Origin of the sequence: Mycobacterium sp. 1245499.0, assembly GCF_001673615.1 — a bacterium.
GTDB classification, from domain to species: domain Bacteria; phylum Actinomycetota; class Actinomycetes; order Mycobacteriales; family Mycobacteriaceae; genus Mycobacterium; species Mycobacterium europaeum_A.
In genome coordinates this window covers 22,867-37,929 of record NZ_LZMG01000266.1, presented here as the reverse complement: position 1 = coordinate 37,929, position 15,063 = coordinate 22,867, and the positions used below count along the sequence as shown (strand labels likewise).

At 67.1% G+C, this 15,063-nt stretch carries 15 protein-coding genes; 9 read left to right on the top strand and 6 right to left on the bottom strand.

The features are described 5' to 3' along the window. The first annotated feature begins 80 nt into the window (after positions 1-80). On the top strand, positions 81-503 hold the full coding sequence (locus A5646_RS15390) for an ATP-binding protein (protein ID WP_197505207.1): 423 nt from the start codon (positions 81-83) through the stop codon (positions 501-503). A 21-nt stretch (positions 504-524) separates the two neighbouring features. Here A5646_RS15390 and A5646_RS15385 read toward each other — a convergent pair whose 3' ends face one another. Further along, positions 525-1,742, bottom strand: coding sequence for a cytochrome P450 (locus tag A5646_RS15385; protein ID WP_067022432.1), 1,218 nt, complete (start codon positions 1,740-1,742; stop codon positions 525-527). Between the two features lie 214 nt (positions 1,743-1,956). Between A5646_RS15385 and A5646_RS15380 the strand changes: the two genes are divergently transcribed. Further along, positions 1,957-2,784, top strand: a complete 828-nt coding sequence (locus A5646_RS15380; RefSeq protein ID WP_066861200.1) for a formate/nitrite transporter family protein — start codon at positions 1,957-1,959, stop codon at positions 2,782-2,784. Positions 2,785-2,819: 35 nt separating this feature from the next. Here A5646_RS15380 and A5646_RS15375 read toward each other — a convergent pair whose 3' ends face one another. Further along, positions 2,820-4,178, bottom strand: a complete 1,359-nt coding sequence (locus tag A5646_RS15375; RefSeq protein ID WP_067022431.1) for a wax ester/triacylglycerol synthase family O-acyltransferase — start codon at positions 4,176-4,178, stop codon at positions 2,820-2,822. A gap of 162 nt (positions 4,179-4,340) precedes the next feature. On the opposite strand from A5646_RS15375, the gene A5646_RS15370 reads away from it, so the two are divergent. Next, positions 4,341-5,327, top strand: coding sequence for a methylenetetrahydrofolate reductase (locus tag A5646_RS15370; RefSeq protein ID WP_067022520.1), 987 nt, complete (start codon positions 4,341-4,343; stop codon positions 5,325-5,327). Further along, positions 5,324-6,079, top strand: coding sequence for a class I SAM-dependent methyltransferase (locus A5646_RS15365; protein WP_066861206.1), 756 nt, complete (start codon positions 5,324-5,326; stop codon positions 6,077-6,079). Before A5646_RS15370 ends, A5646_RS15365 begins: the two co-directional genes overlap by 4 nt. Before the next feature lie 52 nt (positions 6,080-6,131). Here the strand turns inward: A5646_RS15365 and phoU are convergent, their stop codons facing one another. The 3 genes from phoU to A5646_RS15350 all read right to left on the bottom strand — a co-directional run bounded on the left by phoU (position 6,132) and on the right by A5646_RS15350 (position 9,034). Continuing rightward, a complete protein-coding gene (phoU, locus tag A5646_RS15360) occupies positions 6,132-6,767 on the bottom strand; it encodes a phosphate signaling complex protein PhoU (RefSeq protein WP_067022517.1) in 636 nt (211 codons plus the stop codon). Between the two features lie 73 nt (positions 6,768-6,840). Continuing rightward, entirely contained in the window at positions 6,841-8,172 is a 1,332-nt protein-coding gene (locus A5646_RS15355) for an MFS transporter (RefSeq protein WP_067022430.1), read from the bottom strand. Between the two features lie 286 nt (positions 8,173-8,458). Continuing rightward, positions 8,459-9,034 (bottom strand): hemerythrin domain-containing protein, encoded by a 576-nt coding sequence (locus tag A5646_RS15350; protein WP_066861212.1) that lies wholly within the window; start codon positions 9,032-9,034, stop codon positions 8,459-8,461. Positions 9,035-9,383: 349 nt separating this feature from the next. Here A5646_RS15350 and A5646_RS15345 point away from each other — a divergent pair, with 349 nt between their 5' ends. Continuing rightward, positions 9,384-10,268, top strand: coding sequence for a cyclopropane mycolic acid synthase family methyltransferase (locus A5646_RS15345; protein WP_067022429.1), 885 nt, complete (start codon positions 9,384-9,386; stop codon positions 10,266-10,268). A 15-nt stretch (positions 10,269-10,283) separates the two neighbouring features. On the opposite strand, the gene A5646_RS15340 is transcribed toward A5646_RS15345, so the two are convergent. Further along, positions 10,284-11,738 (bottom strand): MFS transporter, encoded by a 1,455-nt coding sequence (locus A5646_RS15340; protein ID WP_067022428.1) that lies wholly within the window; start codon positions 11,736-11,738, stop codon positions 10,284-10,286. A gap of 140 nt (positions 11,739-11,878) precedes the next feature. Here A5646_RS15340 and A5646_RS15335 point away from each other — a divergent pair, with 140 nt between their 5' ends. From A5646_RS15335 to A5646_RS15320, 4 genes are all read left to right on the top strand, one after another. Continuing rightward, positions 11,879-12,643: a GntR family transcriptional regulator gene (locus A5646_RS15335; RefSeq protein ID WP_067022427.1), complete on the top strand. Its 765-nt coding sequence runs from the start codon at positions 11,879-11,881 to the stop codon at positions 12,641-12,643. Next, positions 12,640-13,347: a phosphonatase-like hydrolase gene (locus A5646_RS15330; protein WP_066861224.1), complete on the top strand. Its 708-nt coding sequence runs from the start codon at positions 12,640-12,642 to the stop codon at positions 13,345-13,347. Before A5646_RS15335 ends, A5646_RS15330 begins: the two co-directional genes overlap by 4 nt. An 8-nt stretch (positions 13,348-13,355) precedes the next feature. Further along, positions 13,356-14,402 (top strand): zinc-binding dehydrogenase, encoded by a 1,047-nt coding sequence (locus A5646_RS15325; RefSeq protein WP_067022515.1) that lies wholly within the window; start codon positions 13,356-13,358, stop codon positions 14,400-14,402. A gap of 120 nt (positions 14,403-14,522) precedes the next feature. Then, positions 14,523-15,038 (top strand): hypothetical protein, encoded by a 516-nt coding sequence (locus tag A5646_RS15320; RefSeq protein ID WP_231998339.1) that lies wholly within the window; start codon positions 14,523-14,525, stop codon positions 15,036-15,038. Positions 15,039-15,063: the final 25 nt, after the last annotated feature.

Below are 15,063 nucleotides of genomic sequence, written 5' to 3'. Positions count from 1 at the left end.
ACTCGCAGAAGGTTATTGCTCCAACTGCAACTGGGTATGCGGCTTTCATGAGTCCACTACTGCCGGAGACAGCCACGCCGGTGCGGCTGACGCTCGCCGGCACAGCCCGCCCCGACACGGTGGCGGCGTGGCGCCGTGCGCTGCAACGGTGGCTGGCGCAAGAGGTGCGCGCGCCGGAGGCAATCCGCGAGGACGTCGTCCTCGGAGTCAACGAAGCGCTGGCGAATTGCGTTGAGCACGCTTATCGCTCGCATCAGCAGGTTGGCGTCATGAAACTCCAGGCCAGCTACGACCCGCAGGCCGAGTCGATCCGGGTCTGTGTCAGTGACCGAGGAAGCTGGCGCAAGCCCTCATCGAGGCAGTCGAACGATCCGCACGCCTCGCGCGGCATCATGCTGATGCACCGCCTGTCCGACCACTGCACCATCCACGCCCGGCCCAACGGCACCAGCGTTTACCTGGATTACGCGACCGACGCGGAGCTCGCCGGCCAGCAGCGGTGAGGCCTCGGACCCAGTCCCTGATCAGGCGCCCGACCTTGCCGTGGGCGTGAATTCGACCGGCATGCGTTCCAGACCGCTGACGAAGTTGGCCGGCCGCAGCGGTAGCGGGTCCGCCGAGGCCAGCCGCATGTCCGGGAGGCGTTTCAGCAGCCGCTCGAGCATCATCGACAGTTCCAGGCGCGCCAGCTGATTGCCCAGGCAGAAGTGGGTGCCGAAGCCGAATGCCAGATGGTTGTTGGGGTACCGGTCTATCCGGAAGCTCTCCGGGTCGCCGAACACCGCCTCGTCGAAGTTCGCCGATTCGAACAGCAAGATGATCTTCTCGCCCTGATGGAGTTGCGTGCCGTGGAAGTCGACGTCCGCGGTCATGGTGCGGGCCATGTTCTTGACCGGGGCGGTCCAGCGCAGCATTTCCTCGATCGCGTTGGGTAGCAGGGCCACGTCGTCGACCATTCGCCGGTGCTGTTGCGGGTGACGGAGTATCTGCGCGGTGCCGCCGGACAGCGTGTGCCGGGTGGTCTCGTCGCCGCCGATGAGCAGCAACAACACCTCGGTGACGATCTCATGGTCGGCCAGCTTCTGGCCGTCCACCTCCGCATGTACCAGCACGCTGACCAAGTCATCGGTGGGCTCGGCCTTGCGCGCCGCGATCATGCCCGTCATGTATTCGGTGTAGGCGGCGAATGCGTCCACCGAGACCTGAAAATCCTCTTGTGCGGTCGTGCTGCTGAGCAACGTCACCATGTCGTCGGACCAGCGAAGGAACATCTGGCGTTCCTCCGGAAGCACCCCGAGCATGTCGCCGATCACTGCCATGGGAAGGGGAGCCGCGAGGTCCCAGACGAAGTCGCACTCGCCCCGTTCACAGACGTTGTCGATCAGCGCGTCGCACAGCGCGCCGATCGAGTACTCCCTGTCCTTGACGCGTTTACGGGTGAAGCCGGCGTTGACCAGCTTGCGCCGCAGCAGGTGGGCGGGGTCGTCCATTGCGATCATCATGGGCGGTGCGTCCTGGTCCGGCCGGATACCGCCGGCGTTGGAGAACAACTCCGGTGCCCGCTCGGCGTCGATCACCGCCTGGTAGGTCGCCGCGGCCGCCAGGCCGTTGCGGTCCCGGAAGACCGGCTCGTTCTCGCGCATCCATCGGTAGACCGGTCGCGAGTCGCCCGCGTAGAAGGCGCCGTCGGTCAGATCGACGTCGGGCCGCAGCTGGCTGCGCGTATCAGTGGTGCTTGGCATGGTTCACCCTTCTCCCCGCCTGCGCTGACTTACCGTGGACCTTACAGTAGGCGCTGTGGTATTCCACACAAAGGATTGTGGCCGCGGTTGCGCAAATCGGCGGCCGCCACGGCGCATGGCGCATGTGGGATAGCTAACGCGTCACGGCCGCAGGACGACCAGGGAAATGGGTATATGACCGTTTCTTCGGCCGTTCAACTGCGAGGACTTCATTATGGGCCAGAACATCCGACGACAGCTCGGCAAAACCGACAGTCCAATCGAGGACGAGCTCGAAGACGCCTTCAGCAGAATGCTGAGCGAGGGTACCCAGCGACTGCACCGGAGCTGGCGCGGTGTGCTGGTCACCGGGTTTTTCGGGGGCACCGAAGTGGCGCTCGGCGTGCTCGCCTATCTGTCGGTCCTGGACGCCACCCACCGCCCGCTGCTGGCCGGATTGGCGTTCTCCATCGGCTTTTTGGCGCTGCTGCTCGGTCGCAGCGAGCTGTTTACCGAGGGCTTCATCATCCCCGTCGTCACCGTGGCGGCCAAGCGCGCCGGCCTGACGCAACTGCTCAAACTATGGGCCGGGACGATGTTTGCCAACCTCGTCGGCGGTTGGGTGATCATGTGGCTGATCATGACCGGCTTTCCCGAGTTGCACTCTCAGACGGTCGAATCCGCGACCCACTTCGCCACCGCGCCGCTGTCGGCCCAGAGCTTCTGTCTGGCCGTGCTCGGCGGCATGGTGATCACGCTGATGACCCGGATGCAACACGGCACCGACTCGGTGCCCGCCAAGATCGCCGCGGCCGTGGCGGCGGCGTTCCTCCTCGCCGGGCTGCGGTTGTTCCATTCGATTCTGGATTCGCTGCTCATCTTCGGCGCGCTCATCACCGGCAAGGCGCCGTTCGGCTACCTCGATTGGCTGGGCTGGTTCGGCTACACCGTCGTCGGCAACCTGGTGGGCGGCCTCCTGTTCGTCACGCTGCTGCGATTGCTGCGCAGCAAGGACCGGCTGGAGGAAGAGCGCGCCGACGCCACCGACACCGTTGCCTCGTGAGCGGCGGCAGCGATTTACCAGCGCCGCAACGTGTCTCAGACGCCCGCCACCAGCTCCAGATCCTTCAGGGACGCCTCGAGATGACCGAGCATTCGCTGCAGGTGCGGGACGCTGCGGCGGCATCCGACCAGACCGAAGTCGAGGTTGTCCGCGTTGTTGGTCACGGTGATGTTGACCGCCTGCCCGTCGAGCGGGATCGACAGCGGATAGTTTCCGTCCAATCGCGCTCCGCGCCAATACAATTGGTCTGAGTTGCCGGTCGACACGTTCGAGATGACGATGTTGAACGGCGGCGAGCCCGCGGAGAGATAACCGGGGATCAGCCCGAAGAACAAGCCGCCGATGTTGAAGGCGGACAAGGCCAATTGCTGAACCGGCGGCAGCTGCCAGAACACCTCCTTGGTGTCGCGGATGGAGGCGCTGATGATCTCCAGCCGCTTGGCCGGGTCGTCGAGATCCGTTGCGAGATTGCACAGGAAGGTCCCGACGTTGTTGCCCCCGCGGTCGTCGTCGTCCTTGCGCAGATTCACCGGGACCATGGCGGTCAGCGGCGCGTCTGGCAGGGCGTTCTGATCGAGGAGGTAGGCGCGCAGGGCCCCGGCGCACATGGCGAGCACGACGTCGTTGACGGTGGTACCGGTGGCGGATTTGACGGCGTTGATGCGCTCGAACGAGTACGACTGTGCCGCTACCCGTCTGGCGCCGCCGATCCGGACGTTGAACATCGAGCGAGGCGCCCGGAACGGCAGGGTCAGTTGCTGTTCGAGTAGCGCGGCGCGCGCCAGCTTGAGTGTGGAGGGCGCCAGGGCGAGCGCCGACCCCGCGGTGCGGCCCACCCGGTCGAAGAGCGACGACTGTTCGCGCCGCCCGCTGCGCTTACGCGGACCCAGGCTCCACGGCACCCGCACCTCGTCGTCGTCGGGGTCGGGGGTGAAGGCGCGCTGCACCAGGCGTAGCGCCGAGACGCCGTCCATGAGGGAGTGGTGATACTTCGTGTAGACCGCATACCGCCCGTCCTGCAGGCCTTCCACCAGGTGCGCCTCCCACATCGGGCGATGCCGGTCGAGCAGGCTGCCGTGCAGCCGGGAGGCCAACTCGAGCAAGTCGCGGACTCGTCCCGGCTCGGGCAACGCGGACCGGCGAAGGTGGTAGTCGAGTTCGACGTCCTTGTCGAAGGACCACGCGACGTTGGTGATGCCGCCGAAGAAGGCCGGATGCTTACGGAACGCCGGCTGCACGTCCGTGCACTCCAGCATCGCCTGATACGCCTCGCGCACGAAATGGGGATCGGCATCCTCCGGGGGCTCGAAGAGTTGTAGTGAGCCCACGTGCATCGGGTGTTCGCGTGACTCGCCGATGAGGAACAACGCGTCCATCGGTGATATCGGTTCCATTGGCGTTCCCATTCCGTCCGCTGTGCCGTCCATCCAGCACATGCCCCTTTCGTATTAGCCGCAGCGAACGATTGCTAATCGCGAATGACCTCCCGACATCGCGCGGTCGCCGGGACGCTTGTGGGCGCGATCGTTTGGGTATTGACGATCGAGGGGGTGCGGATGCCGGCGGATTCGGGTTGTCCGAAGCGGATGGAGTTCGGGCCGTGCGGCGGCGTGCGGCCGGACGGACAGTGCGAGATGCGCCCGGGTCCGTGCGTCTTCGACGACGTGGTGCCGTGGTCGGGTCATAGCCCGGCCCCCCGACCCGCGCGGGCTCCGCGGGTGCTGACCGACTTCAGCGCCACCCCGTTCGATCCTGACGACATCGCGGCGACGGCGACGGTCCTGGCGCCCGGATGCGACGCCGTCCTCGTGGGCGAACACCAGAACAAACCCGACTTCCCGCCCACGTTGATGGCGTCGCTGTTGCTCGACGCCGGTGTGACGCCGTGGATCACGTTGTCCTGCCGGGACCGTAACCGCGTGGTGCTCGAGCAGGAGTTGAGAGGACTGCGCAGCATCGATGTCGAAACGGTGCTGTGCGTCACCGGCGATGGGCGCGGATATGACGTGCGCCCGGATGTTTCGCAGACCTTCGACCTCGACGGGCCTCGCCTGGTTTCGCTGGCCGCTTCGGTCGGCATCGTCGCCGCGGTACCAGAAACGCCTACCGCCCCGCCCGTACAGCGCCGGCCCGCGCGGTTGGTCGAGAAGCAGCGAGCCGGAGCGAGTCTGGCGGTCCTCAACCACGTGCCCTTTCCCGACATGGTCGCCGATTTCATGAAGTCGGCACGGGCGGCCGGGTTGGCGATCCCGGTGATCGCGGCGGTAGCGGTATTCACCGACACCGTCTCGGCGGCGGTACTGGAAGGGCTGCCGGGACTCGAGCTCGATCCCACTGTGACGCAACGGGTTCTGGGCGCGTCGGATCCGGTGGAGGCCGGGATCGCGGCGGCGGTGGACGAGGCGCGAGCGCTGCTGTCGATCGAGGGCGTCGAGGGGGTGAACGTCTCGGGGCTGGCCTCGGCATCGGGACCTCGCATCGGTGCGGAGATCAAGGCAGAAGTGGGCCGGCGCATCCGGGAGCAGGGAGGAGGGGCGCCATGACGGACCCCATGGAGGCCGAGTTCGACGCCGTCGCCGAATGGACCGCGCAGGTGGCGGCCGAGCTCGGGCCGGACTACCACCTCCCTGCCGGCTGCCGGGGAAGCGGCAGCCCGGCGGCCCTCGACTGGCTCGTCGAACACATGAAACTGGCGCCCGAAGCCACACTGTTGGACGCCGGCGCCGGCGTCGGGGGCCCCGCGGCATACGCCGCTCGATCGACTGCGGTTCGGCCCGTTCTCGTGGAGCCGGAGACCGGCGCGTGCCGTGCGGCACAGAAACTCTTCGGCTTTCCGGTGGTGTGCGCGATGGGATCGGCCCTACCGATGAGGGACGCGAGTTTCACCGCCGCCTGGGCACTGGGCGTGCTGTGTACCACCCCCGATCAACTCGCGTTGCTCACCGAGCTGCGCCGCGTGGTACGGCCGGGTGGGCGCGTCGGGTTGCTCGTTTTCGTCGCGCATCGCGACATACCGCCAAATGCGCTGGAGGGCAACCACTTTCCGACACCCGATGCCTTGCGAGAGCTGCTGACCAGGGCCGCGCTCGACGTCGAGCGGCAACTCGGCACGCAGGACCTTCCGCCGATCGAGGACGCATGGAATGAGCGGGTCGACACCGTGGAGCGTGTCCTCGCCGACCGGCATGGGGATACGGAGACCTGGCAGTTGGCCGAACGTCAGAGTTCGACGATCGGTCGGTTGCTTGAGGATGGAACTTTGACCGGCGAGTTGTTGGTGCTGCGTCACGCTTGACCGCTGAGCCGCCTCGTTCGCGGCACGTTGTCACCGCGCCGAAGCGCATCGGCTAGCGCCCGGTGGCCTGAAAGATGACGCGCCGCGCGATCTGCACCGCATGGTCGGCGAAGCGTTCGTAGAAGCGGCCCAACAGGGTGGCGTCCACCGCGGCGGCGACGCCCTCCGTCCACGCGGGATCCTTCAGCACCGCCAGCAGGCGCCGGTGCAGGTCGTCCATCGTGTCGTCGTCGCGGCGAATCTGAGCTGCCCTGCGCGGATCCTGAGACACCAGCACCTCGCGCGCCCCCAGCGCCAGCGCTTCGGCCGCCTCGCCCATGGCGGCGATGTATGGCCGCACCTCGGCCGAGACGGCCGGATACGGGTGCCGGCGACGGGCGATCTCGGCGATGTGGACCGCGAGCTCGACCATCCGTCGCGCGTCCGCGGCGATCCGCAGGGCGCTGACCACCGCGCGCAGGTCGGTGGCCACCGGCGCCTGCAAGGCCAACAGCGCGAATGCGGTCTCCTCGACGTGCGCGTCCATCGCGAGGATGCTGCGATGGCGCGCGATGACGGATTCGGCCGTCGTCAGGTCGGCCTCCAGCAGCGCCTCGCTCGCCTGCTGGATCGCCTCAGCGGCCATCGCGCACATCTGGGCGAGCTGTTCGGTCAGCGTGCGCAGCCGCTGGTGGAAACCGGTCCTCATCTTCACCGGATAGCCCGCCACGGCCAAATAAACGCCCACGAGCAAAAACAGAAGAAACTGCGCCGGTTGTCCGCTACCTGACGTCCTCGGCGAGCTCGCGAGCCTCGCGCTCGGTTTCGACGGCAGGCCCGGAGCCGAGCAACGGCTTGCCGGCGACTTCCGGGGTGAACAGCAACGTGATGGCGCCCACCACGCCGCCGAAGATCAGCATGTAAGCCGGCACCATCACGTTGCCGGTGCCGGAGACCAGCGCTTGGGCGATCAGCGGCGTAACGCCGCCGACCAGTGAAATCGAGATGTTGTACGAGATGGCCAGTGCCCCGTAGCGCACGTTGGTGGGAAACAGTGCGGGCAACATGGCCGGACCGGTGCTGTCGAAGCACAGCTCCATCAGGCCGATCAGCAGGACGCCGATGAAGATCACCGGGTACAGGCCGCCGAAGCGGATCAGCCAGAACGCCGGGATCGAGGCCACGATCAGCAGCCCGCAGCCGGTCCACATGATGGGTTTGACGCCGATGCGGTCAGACAAGCTGGCGACGAGCACCACGGTGACCATCAAGATCGCCAGCGTCGAGACGATCATCACCAGCCCGGCGGTGTGCCCGACGCGCACGAACAGCCGCAGATACGTCGGCAGATACCCGGTGAGCATGAAGTCGGCGACCTGGGAGGTCAGCACCAGCGCCGCGCAGATCAGCATCGGACGCCACTGGGCCGCGATCGTCCGCCGAATCTGCTGCCCGCCTTGGTCGTCCGCCGAGGGCGCATCGTCGTGCGCGCTCTGGTAGGCGGAGGACTCCTTGAGCCGGAGCCGTAAGAACAGGGCGACCAGGCCGAAGGGCAGGCCCAGCAGCAGCGGAATCCGCCAGCCGTACGCCAGCATGTCGTCGTCCGGCAGCCAGGTCTGCAGCCCCGTCACCAGCATCCCGGCGAGGACGAAGCCGACCAGGTTGCCCATCGGCAAGAACCCGACCATCATGCCGCGTTTGTGGTCGGGGGCCTGTTCGACCAGGTAGGTCATCGCGCCGACGTACTCACCGCCGGTGGACAGGCCCTGAAATATTCGGGCGATGACGAGCAGGATCGGCGCCCAGATCCCGATGGTGCTGTAGGTGGGCAGCAGCCCGGTCATGGTCGTGCTGATCGTCATCATGAGGATGGTCACCACCAGCACCCGGTGCCGGCCGATGCGGTCGCCCAGCGGACCGAAGATGAAGCCGCCGAGCGGCCGCACCACGAAGGCCGCCGCCAGCGTGCCGAAGGTGGCGATCAGGTGGACGCCGCTGACGCTCTTGCCGGGATAGAACACCTGCGCGATCGTGGTCGCGATATAGCCGTAGACGCCGAAGTCGTACCACTCCATGAAGTTGCCGATCGCGGTGCCCATGATGGTCTGCCGCATCGCCGGATCGGCGACCCTGATGTCTTTACGTGCCCATTTCCTCCGGCGGCGTCGAGTACCCATCGACTGATGGCTTACCCGAAACATTCCCGGGACGAACCAGCGGGGTCGGGTAATCGCGCGTGTCGGCGGGCTGGCGCGACGGTCCGGCGAACGCATGCGCGGGCGCGGTCGCGTCCGGCAAATGCCAGCTAGACCCGCCTCGCGAGCGGCGACGACGACGGTGCGACGGCAACGCCGGCGCCGGATTGGTTATTCGCGTCACGTCCCGGCGGTCGCGGACGCCTCACTGGCCTTTGAGGCTCCCGATGCGCAGCGAGAAGTCGGTGGGTTTGGTCTGGGACGTCTCCTCGAACTGCTCGACATAGCGACGCGGGTCGCGATCCTCGATCGGCAGCCCCTCGGTGGTGGGGTGCTCGGCCATGAACTCGCTGTACTGGCGCCCGAGCGCATCGCGAAGCCCGATGGGGGCGTTGCGGCGAAAATCCGACAGCCCTTCTCGTTCCTCTTCACCCATGTGATCGTCGTTGGCCACCCGGGTTCGCCCGACCGCCGCCCACCACTGGTCACTGCCGAGCGGGGCGGCGTTGGCCTCGCGCACGCCGTCGCGGATGTCGTTGTGATCACCGATCGCGTCGAGGGTCTCGCCTTCGGCGTCCTCGCCCCCGCGTTTGAGCAACTGCGGGTAGAAGATCTTTTCTTCGATGTAGGCGTGCACGTCCAGCTTGTCGGCGAGCGGACGCCATACCCGCTTGAGCGCCGCCCGGTCGTCGGGACTGTGCGCCTGCAGGTCGTCCAGCAGCGCGAACTGCTCGCGGAACCACTCATGGTCGGCAAGGATCAACATGGTGATGTCAGCCATCGGAGAGTTCCGCCTCTCTGAACACCGGTCAGCCCGGGGCTTACCCCGTTCATCAGCTGAGATAACAACCCGGCGCGGGATCCGTCAACCGCGTCCAGCCAGCCGGATCGTACGCCTTCGTCGAGTTCACCTGCCCCGCAGCTCGATACCAATTTGACGCCCGCGTCAGTCATCCGGTGACGTCGCGGTGCGGGCAACAGCGTCGGCCCCCCCGTCCGCAGGCTCGGCGCCTTGAACAGCAACTCGCCGGGCAGGCGCGGACATCCGGGCGGATACACTGGGGCGTCAGTCAGGCGATCTGCTTCGATCGCACCCGGTAAAACAATAAGAACCAGTCAGAGGTTGTGCCTTGTCCGAAAAACCCGGCGATGCCGTCAGCTTGGAACCGCACTTCGAGGACGTACAAGCGCACTACGACCTGTCCGACGAATTCTTCGCGCTCTTCCTGGACCCGACGCGGACCTATAGCTGCGCCTATTTCGAGCGCGAGGACATGTCGCTGGAAGAGGCGCAGTACGCCAAGGTCGACCTCTCGCTCGGCAAGCTCGGCCTGCAGCCCGGCATGACGCTGCTCGACATCGGGTGCGGGTGGGGCACCACGATCGTCCGGGCGCTCGAGCGTTACGACGTCAACGTGGTCGGCCTGACGCTGAGCCGCAACCAGCAGGCGCACGTGCAGCGCCGTCTGGACAGCCACCCCTCGACGCGGTCCAAGCGGGTGCTGCTGCAGGGCTGGGAGCAGTTCGACGAGAAGGTCGACCGCATCGTGTCGATCGGCGCATTCGAACACTTCGGCCGGGACCGGTACCCCGACTTCTTCAAGATGGCCTATGAGGCGCTGCCGGCCGATGGGGTGATGATGCTGCACACCATCATCAAGCCCAGCGACGAGGAATTCGCCGAGCGCGGGTTGCCCATCACCATGACCAAGATCCGGTTCATGAAATTCATCATGGACGAGATCTTCCCGGGCGGTGACCTGCCCCAGGCCAAGGGCGTCGTCGAGCACGCCGAGCGCGCCGGCTTCAGCCTCGACCGTTACCAGCCGCTGCGCCTGCACTACGCCCGCACGCTCGACACCTGGTCGGCCGCCCTGGAGGAGCGCAGGGACGAGGCCATCGCGATCCAGTCCGAAGAGGTCTACGACCGGTACATGAAGTACCTGACCGGATGCGCGGACCTGTTCCGCGAGGGGTACACCGACGTAGCGCAGTTCACCCTCACCAAGAGCTGACTTCGCACCTGACCATCAGGCCGAAAGCCGTTCCGGCGCAGGGGTTTCGGTCGTCACGCCGGTGCGTGCGCCGTGGCGGCGAAGGCCATCGCTGACGTCGTCGAGCGCGAGTCCCGCGGGTTCGCGTACCAAGACGGTGGTGGCGATACCCGCCGCGTAGCAGCAAAACCCCAACAGGGTCACCGCTCGTAACCCGGCTCCGCTGAGCAGGAGCGGCACGAACAGCGCACCCAGGAACGCCCCGACCTTCGCGATGGCGGAGGAAAGGCCGTGGAACGTGCTGCGCACCGCGGTGGGATAGGACTCCGCGGCGAGAAGCATGGTGGTGTAGTTGGGTCCGAAGGCGACCCCGAACAACGACATGCCGAACACGATCGCGAACGGCACTACCGAGGCGCTGATGATCGGGAAGGCCGTTATCAGCAGCATTGCCAGCGCGCAGATGCCAAACCCGAGCCCTTGCAACGTGCGTCGTGGCACCCGGTCGAGCACCAGCAGGCCCGCGATCGCGCCGCCGAGGCCGAAACAGATGACGAGCACCGCGTTCAGGGCGATGTTGGACAGCACACTGCCGTGGGGCGTGATGTGCTTGATGAGCAGTGGTTGGCTGACGTAGCTGCCATAGACGGCGACGTTGAAGAAGAACCAGCTACCCGCGGTGCCCAACAGGACCGTGAGGAGCTTGCGGTTGGACAGTCCGATCTTGGCGGCGGGCGTCGCGCCGACGGCAGGTGAGGCGAATGTCGCGCGCGATTGAGCAAACGCCGCAAAGTCTTTCAGCGCCTGCTGCTCGTCGCCACGCTCGGCCGTCCAGCGCGGTGACTCGGGCATGTGGCGACGCTGATACAGCACCAGCAGGGACGGGATGACGCCGATCCCCAGTATCAGTCGCCAGGCGATGTGGTCGGGCACGCCGATGGCCAGCACGAGCAGGCTGACAAGATATGCCGCGACTTGGCCGAACACGTAGAAGATGAAGGTCAGGCCGACCAGCTGACCGCGGTTTCGCCGATTGGCGTATTCGGCCATGATGACGCCGCTGGCGGGATAGTCGCCCCCGATGCCGATTCCGAGTATCAGCCGCGCGACGAGCAGGATGGTGAAGTTGGGAGCGAACGCGGAGAGCAGCGCCCCGATGATCATCAGGACCGCTTCCAAGCCGTAGACGCGGCGGCGGCCGAGCATGTCGCCGAGGCGACCGAAGGCTATGGCGCCCAACGCGACTGCGAGCAGTGTCGAACTCGTCAGCATCGAAATCTGCCCGCCGGTGAGGTGGAACTGCGGGGTGGCCAGCAGGGTGACCGTGCCGATCACGTTGAGATCGTATGAGTCCGTGAAGAATCCGGCTCCCGCGGTCGCCGCGGCCTTGAAGTGGAATATGTCGAGCTTCGCGTCGTCGATCGACTTGGCGACGCCGGCATGGGCCGATGCGGAGGGCATGGCGTCGCGCCGCGGTCCGGGACTTGTCATGATAAGTACCGTCCACCACACGCTAGACGCAAGTCAACGACGTACCGCCATTTATGTTGATGTTCAATGATTAGTAACCTCAAGGATATTCAGTGGCCAGCGGGTCGAGCGCCGTTCCGGCGACATGTATAGTCAAGTACATGGCAATGGCGCTGCACGAGATGATCGCCGACAGCCTGCGGGAGCAGATCCGGGTCGGAGACCTGCCCGTGGGTTCCGAGCTTCCGTCGGAATCCCAACTCTGTGACCGCTGGAAAGCGTCACGCGGACCTGTCCGCCAGGCGCTGGCCGCCTTGCGTGCCGAGGGCGTCATCGCCGGCGGCCGCGGGAAACGGCCCGTCGTCTGTACGGCGTCGGTCGGCCAGCCGTTCGACACGCTGCTGTCCTATTCCGCGTGGGCCCATTCGATTGGGCGCACGCCCGGACAGCGCACGCTCGAATTGGCTTGGCGCCGAGCCGACGAACACGCGGCCTCGGTACTGCATCTCGACGAGGGAGCCCCGGTCGTGCAGATGTTGCGGTTGCGCTACCTCGACGGCGAGCCCGCGATGCTGGAACGAGCGACCTTCGTCGAGCACGTCGGTCGCCGGTTGTTCGACTTCGATTGCGACTCGGGGTCGCTGTGGGCCTACCTGCTGTCGCAGGGAGTGCGGTTCTCGACCGCCTCGCACGTCATCGACGCGGTCGCGGCCGACCGGATCGATGCGACGTATCTCGCTGTGGCGCAGGGCGATCCGCTACTGCGGCAGCAACGGAGTACCCGGGGCGCCGATGGTGAGGTCATCGAGTACCACGACGACCGCTATCTGCCGGGCATGGTCAGTTTCACGCTGGAGAACACCTTGGACGCGCGCTGCGCCCTGAGCCGAAACGCCAGGCCGGGAACGGAGGTCGACGCCCGATGACCACCCGGGTCGAACTGGCCGTGTTGGACATGGCCGGCACCACCATCGACGAGGGCCAGCAGGTCTACCGGGTCCTCGCCGAAACGGCGAACGCCTACGGAGCGTCGCCGTCCGAGGCCGACATCGCACGCTGGCACGGGGCGGCAAAGCACGAGGCGCTGCGGGCGCTGCTCACCCCATCAGGTGGCGCCCCGCCGAACGCGGACCTGCTGGACGCCGTCGTCGCTGACTTCCGTGCCCGGCTGACGTCCGCCTACGCGGCCTCTCCGCCGCGCCCGCTGCCCGGCATCACCGACGCGATGGCCGCGCTGCGATCCGAAGGTATCCGGATCGCTCTCACCACCGGGTTCGACCGTGACATCGTCGATTCGTTGTTAGCCGCTCTGGGCTGGGAAGGCGAGTCGACCGTGGACGCGGTCGTGTGTGGCAGTGACGTCGCGGCCGGACGCCCAGCGCCCTTCATGATCTTTCGGGCCATGGAGAAGCTCGGTGTCACCGACGTGTCCCGGGTACTCGTCGCCGGCGACACCCCGCGCGACCTACAAGCCGGAACCAACTCGGGTGCGGCGCTTGTCGTCGGCGTCCTGTCGGGGGCCGACGACGCCGTCGAGCTCGGCAGGTATCGACACACCCATCTGCTCGCGTCCGTGGCCGACCTGCCCGCGCTCCTCGAGGCCAGCAACCTGGCGGCCGGCCCCTCGTGACGCAGCCGATGCCGGTCGCGCACACGCTGGCGGCCGTGTGGCGTGGCGGTCCCGACGTCTCGGTGGAATCGGTGCCCGTTCCGCCGTTGCGGCCGGGCGATGTGTTGGTGCGAGTCCGGCTCGCCACGGTGTGCGGCAGCGACAGGCACACCGTGGGTGGGCGGCGCCGCCAGCCGTGCCCGTCGATCCTGGGTCACGAGGCCGTCGGTGAGATCGTGGCGCTGGGCGGCGGCCGGCCCGCGGCCGTAGACGGCCGGGCTTTGCGCGTTGGTCAACGCGTCATCTGGTGCGTGACGCTGCCCTGCGGCACCTGCGACCGGTGTCGCGCGGGCGTCACGGCGAAGTGCCGCGTCGTGCGCAAGGCCGGCCATGAGGCACTGGACTCCGAATGGGGACTGTCCGGCGGCTACGCCCAGCACGTTTTCCTTCCCCGCGGTTTGCCCATCGCGGTGGTCGACGACGACCTCATCGACGCGGTCGCCGCACCGGCGGCCTGTGCGACGGCCACGGTCATGTCCGTGATCGAACGCGCGGGAGACCTGAACGGGCGACGGGTGCTCGTGCTCGGCGCCGGCATGCTCGGTCTGACCGCGGTCGCCGCGGCCGGAATCGGTGGCGCCGCGGCGGTGACCGCCGTCGATCCGGACGTGGTCAGAAGGCAACTGGCGCGCAGATTCGGCGCCGGCGATGCGCGAGGTTCGGCATCCGGAGCCGGCACGTGCGACGTGTTGCTGGACTTGGCCGGCTTGCCGGCAGCGCTGGAAGGCGGGTTGGCCGCTCTCGACGTCCAAGGGATAGCCGTGCTGGCGGGTTCGGTCGCGCCGAACGCGCCCGTGGCGGTGGACGCCGAATCGGTGGTGCGCCGCCAACTGTCCATCCTGGGTGTGCACAACTACGAACCGCGGCACCTGACCGCGGCGCTGAGCTTCTTGCAGCGCACGCGCGAGCGTTTCCCGTGGCCCGAATTGGTCGCCGGCCCGGGGTCGCTTGCCGAGGTCGGCGCGTTGTTGACCGCACCCGCGGGACCTGCGCCGCGGTATGCGATAGCCCCGTAACACCGCCGGTGGCAGCACAGCCGGGTTTACCGCACCACAGCCGCGGGTAATTTCCCCGGCAACAACCTGATTCGGTGGGCGCCGATGTCCTTTGGTGCAGCGCCGCTGGAAGGACTGACCGTGAGCGCCAAACACCGCATGCCGGAGCCACCGGAGCAAAAGCCGACGCCGACCGACCGTGGTCGGCGACGCGGGCTTTCCGGCGCCGCGACGATGTGCGAAATCGTCTCCACTTCGCTGTTGGGCGCCGCGTGCCTGATGGCGCTGGTGCTCAACGCAGGCCACCCCGAGAAGCGCGCCGTTGCCGCCAATCTCGAGCCGCCGGCCGTCTCGCAGCCGGTGAGCCAGGAAGGAACCGTGGTGGCCGTGTCGGCGGACTCGGTGACCATGCGCGGCGCCGACGGGCACGTGCAGACGTATGGCTTCACCCCGAACACCACCGTCGTCAATCACGGTAACCGCCAACCCATCACGGCCGCACCGCGTTTCACGGTCAACGACAAAGTCGTTGTGGTCGGGACAATCGAGGGAGGCAAGGCCCTGGCCACCGCCGTGGCCTACCGCGGTGCAGGGCATGGCGAGGCCCCGCCGATGGATTACGGTGACGGCCAAGCGCTTCCGTCCGGCGCCGCCTGATCACACCGCGGCGCTAGTCTGGTGG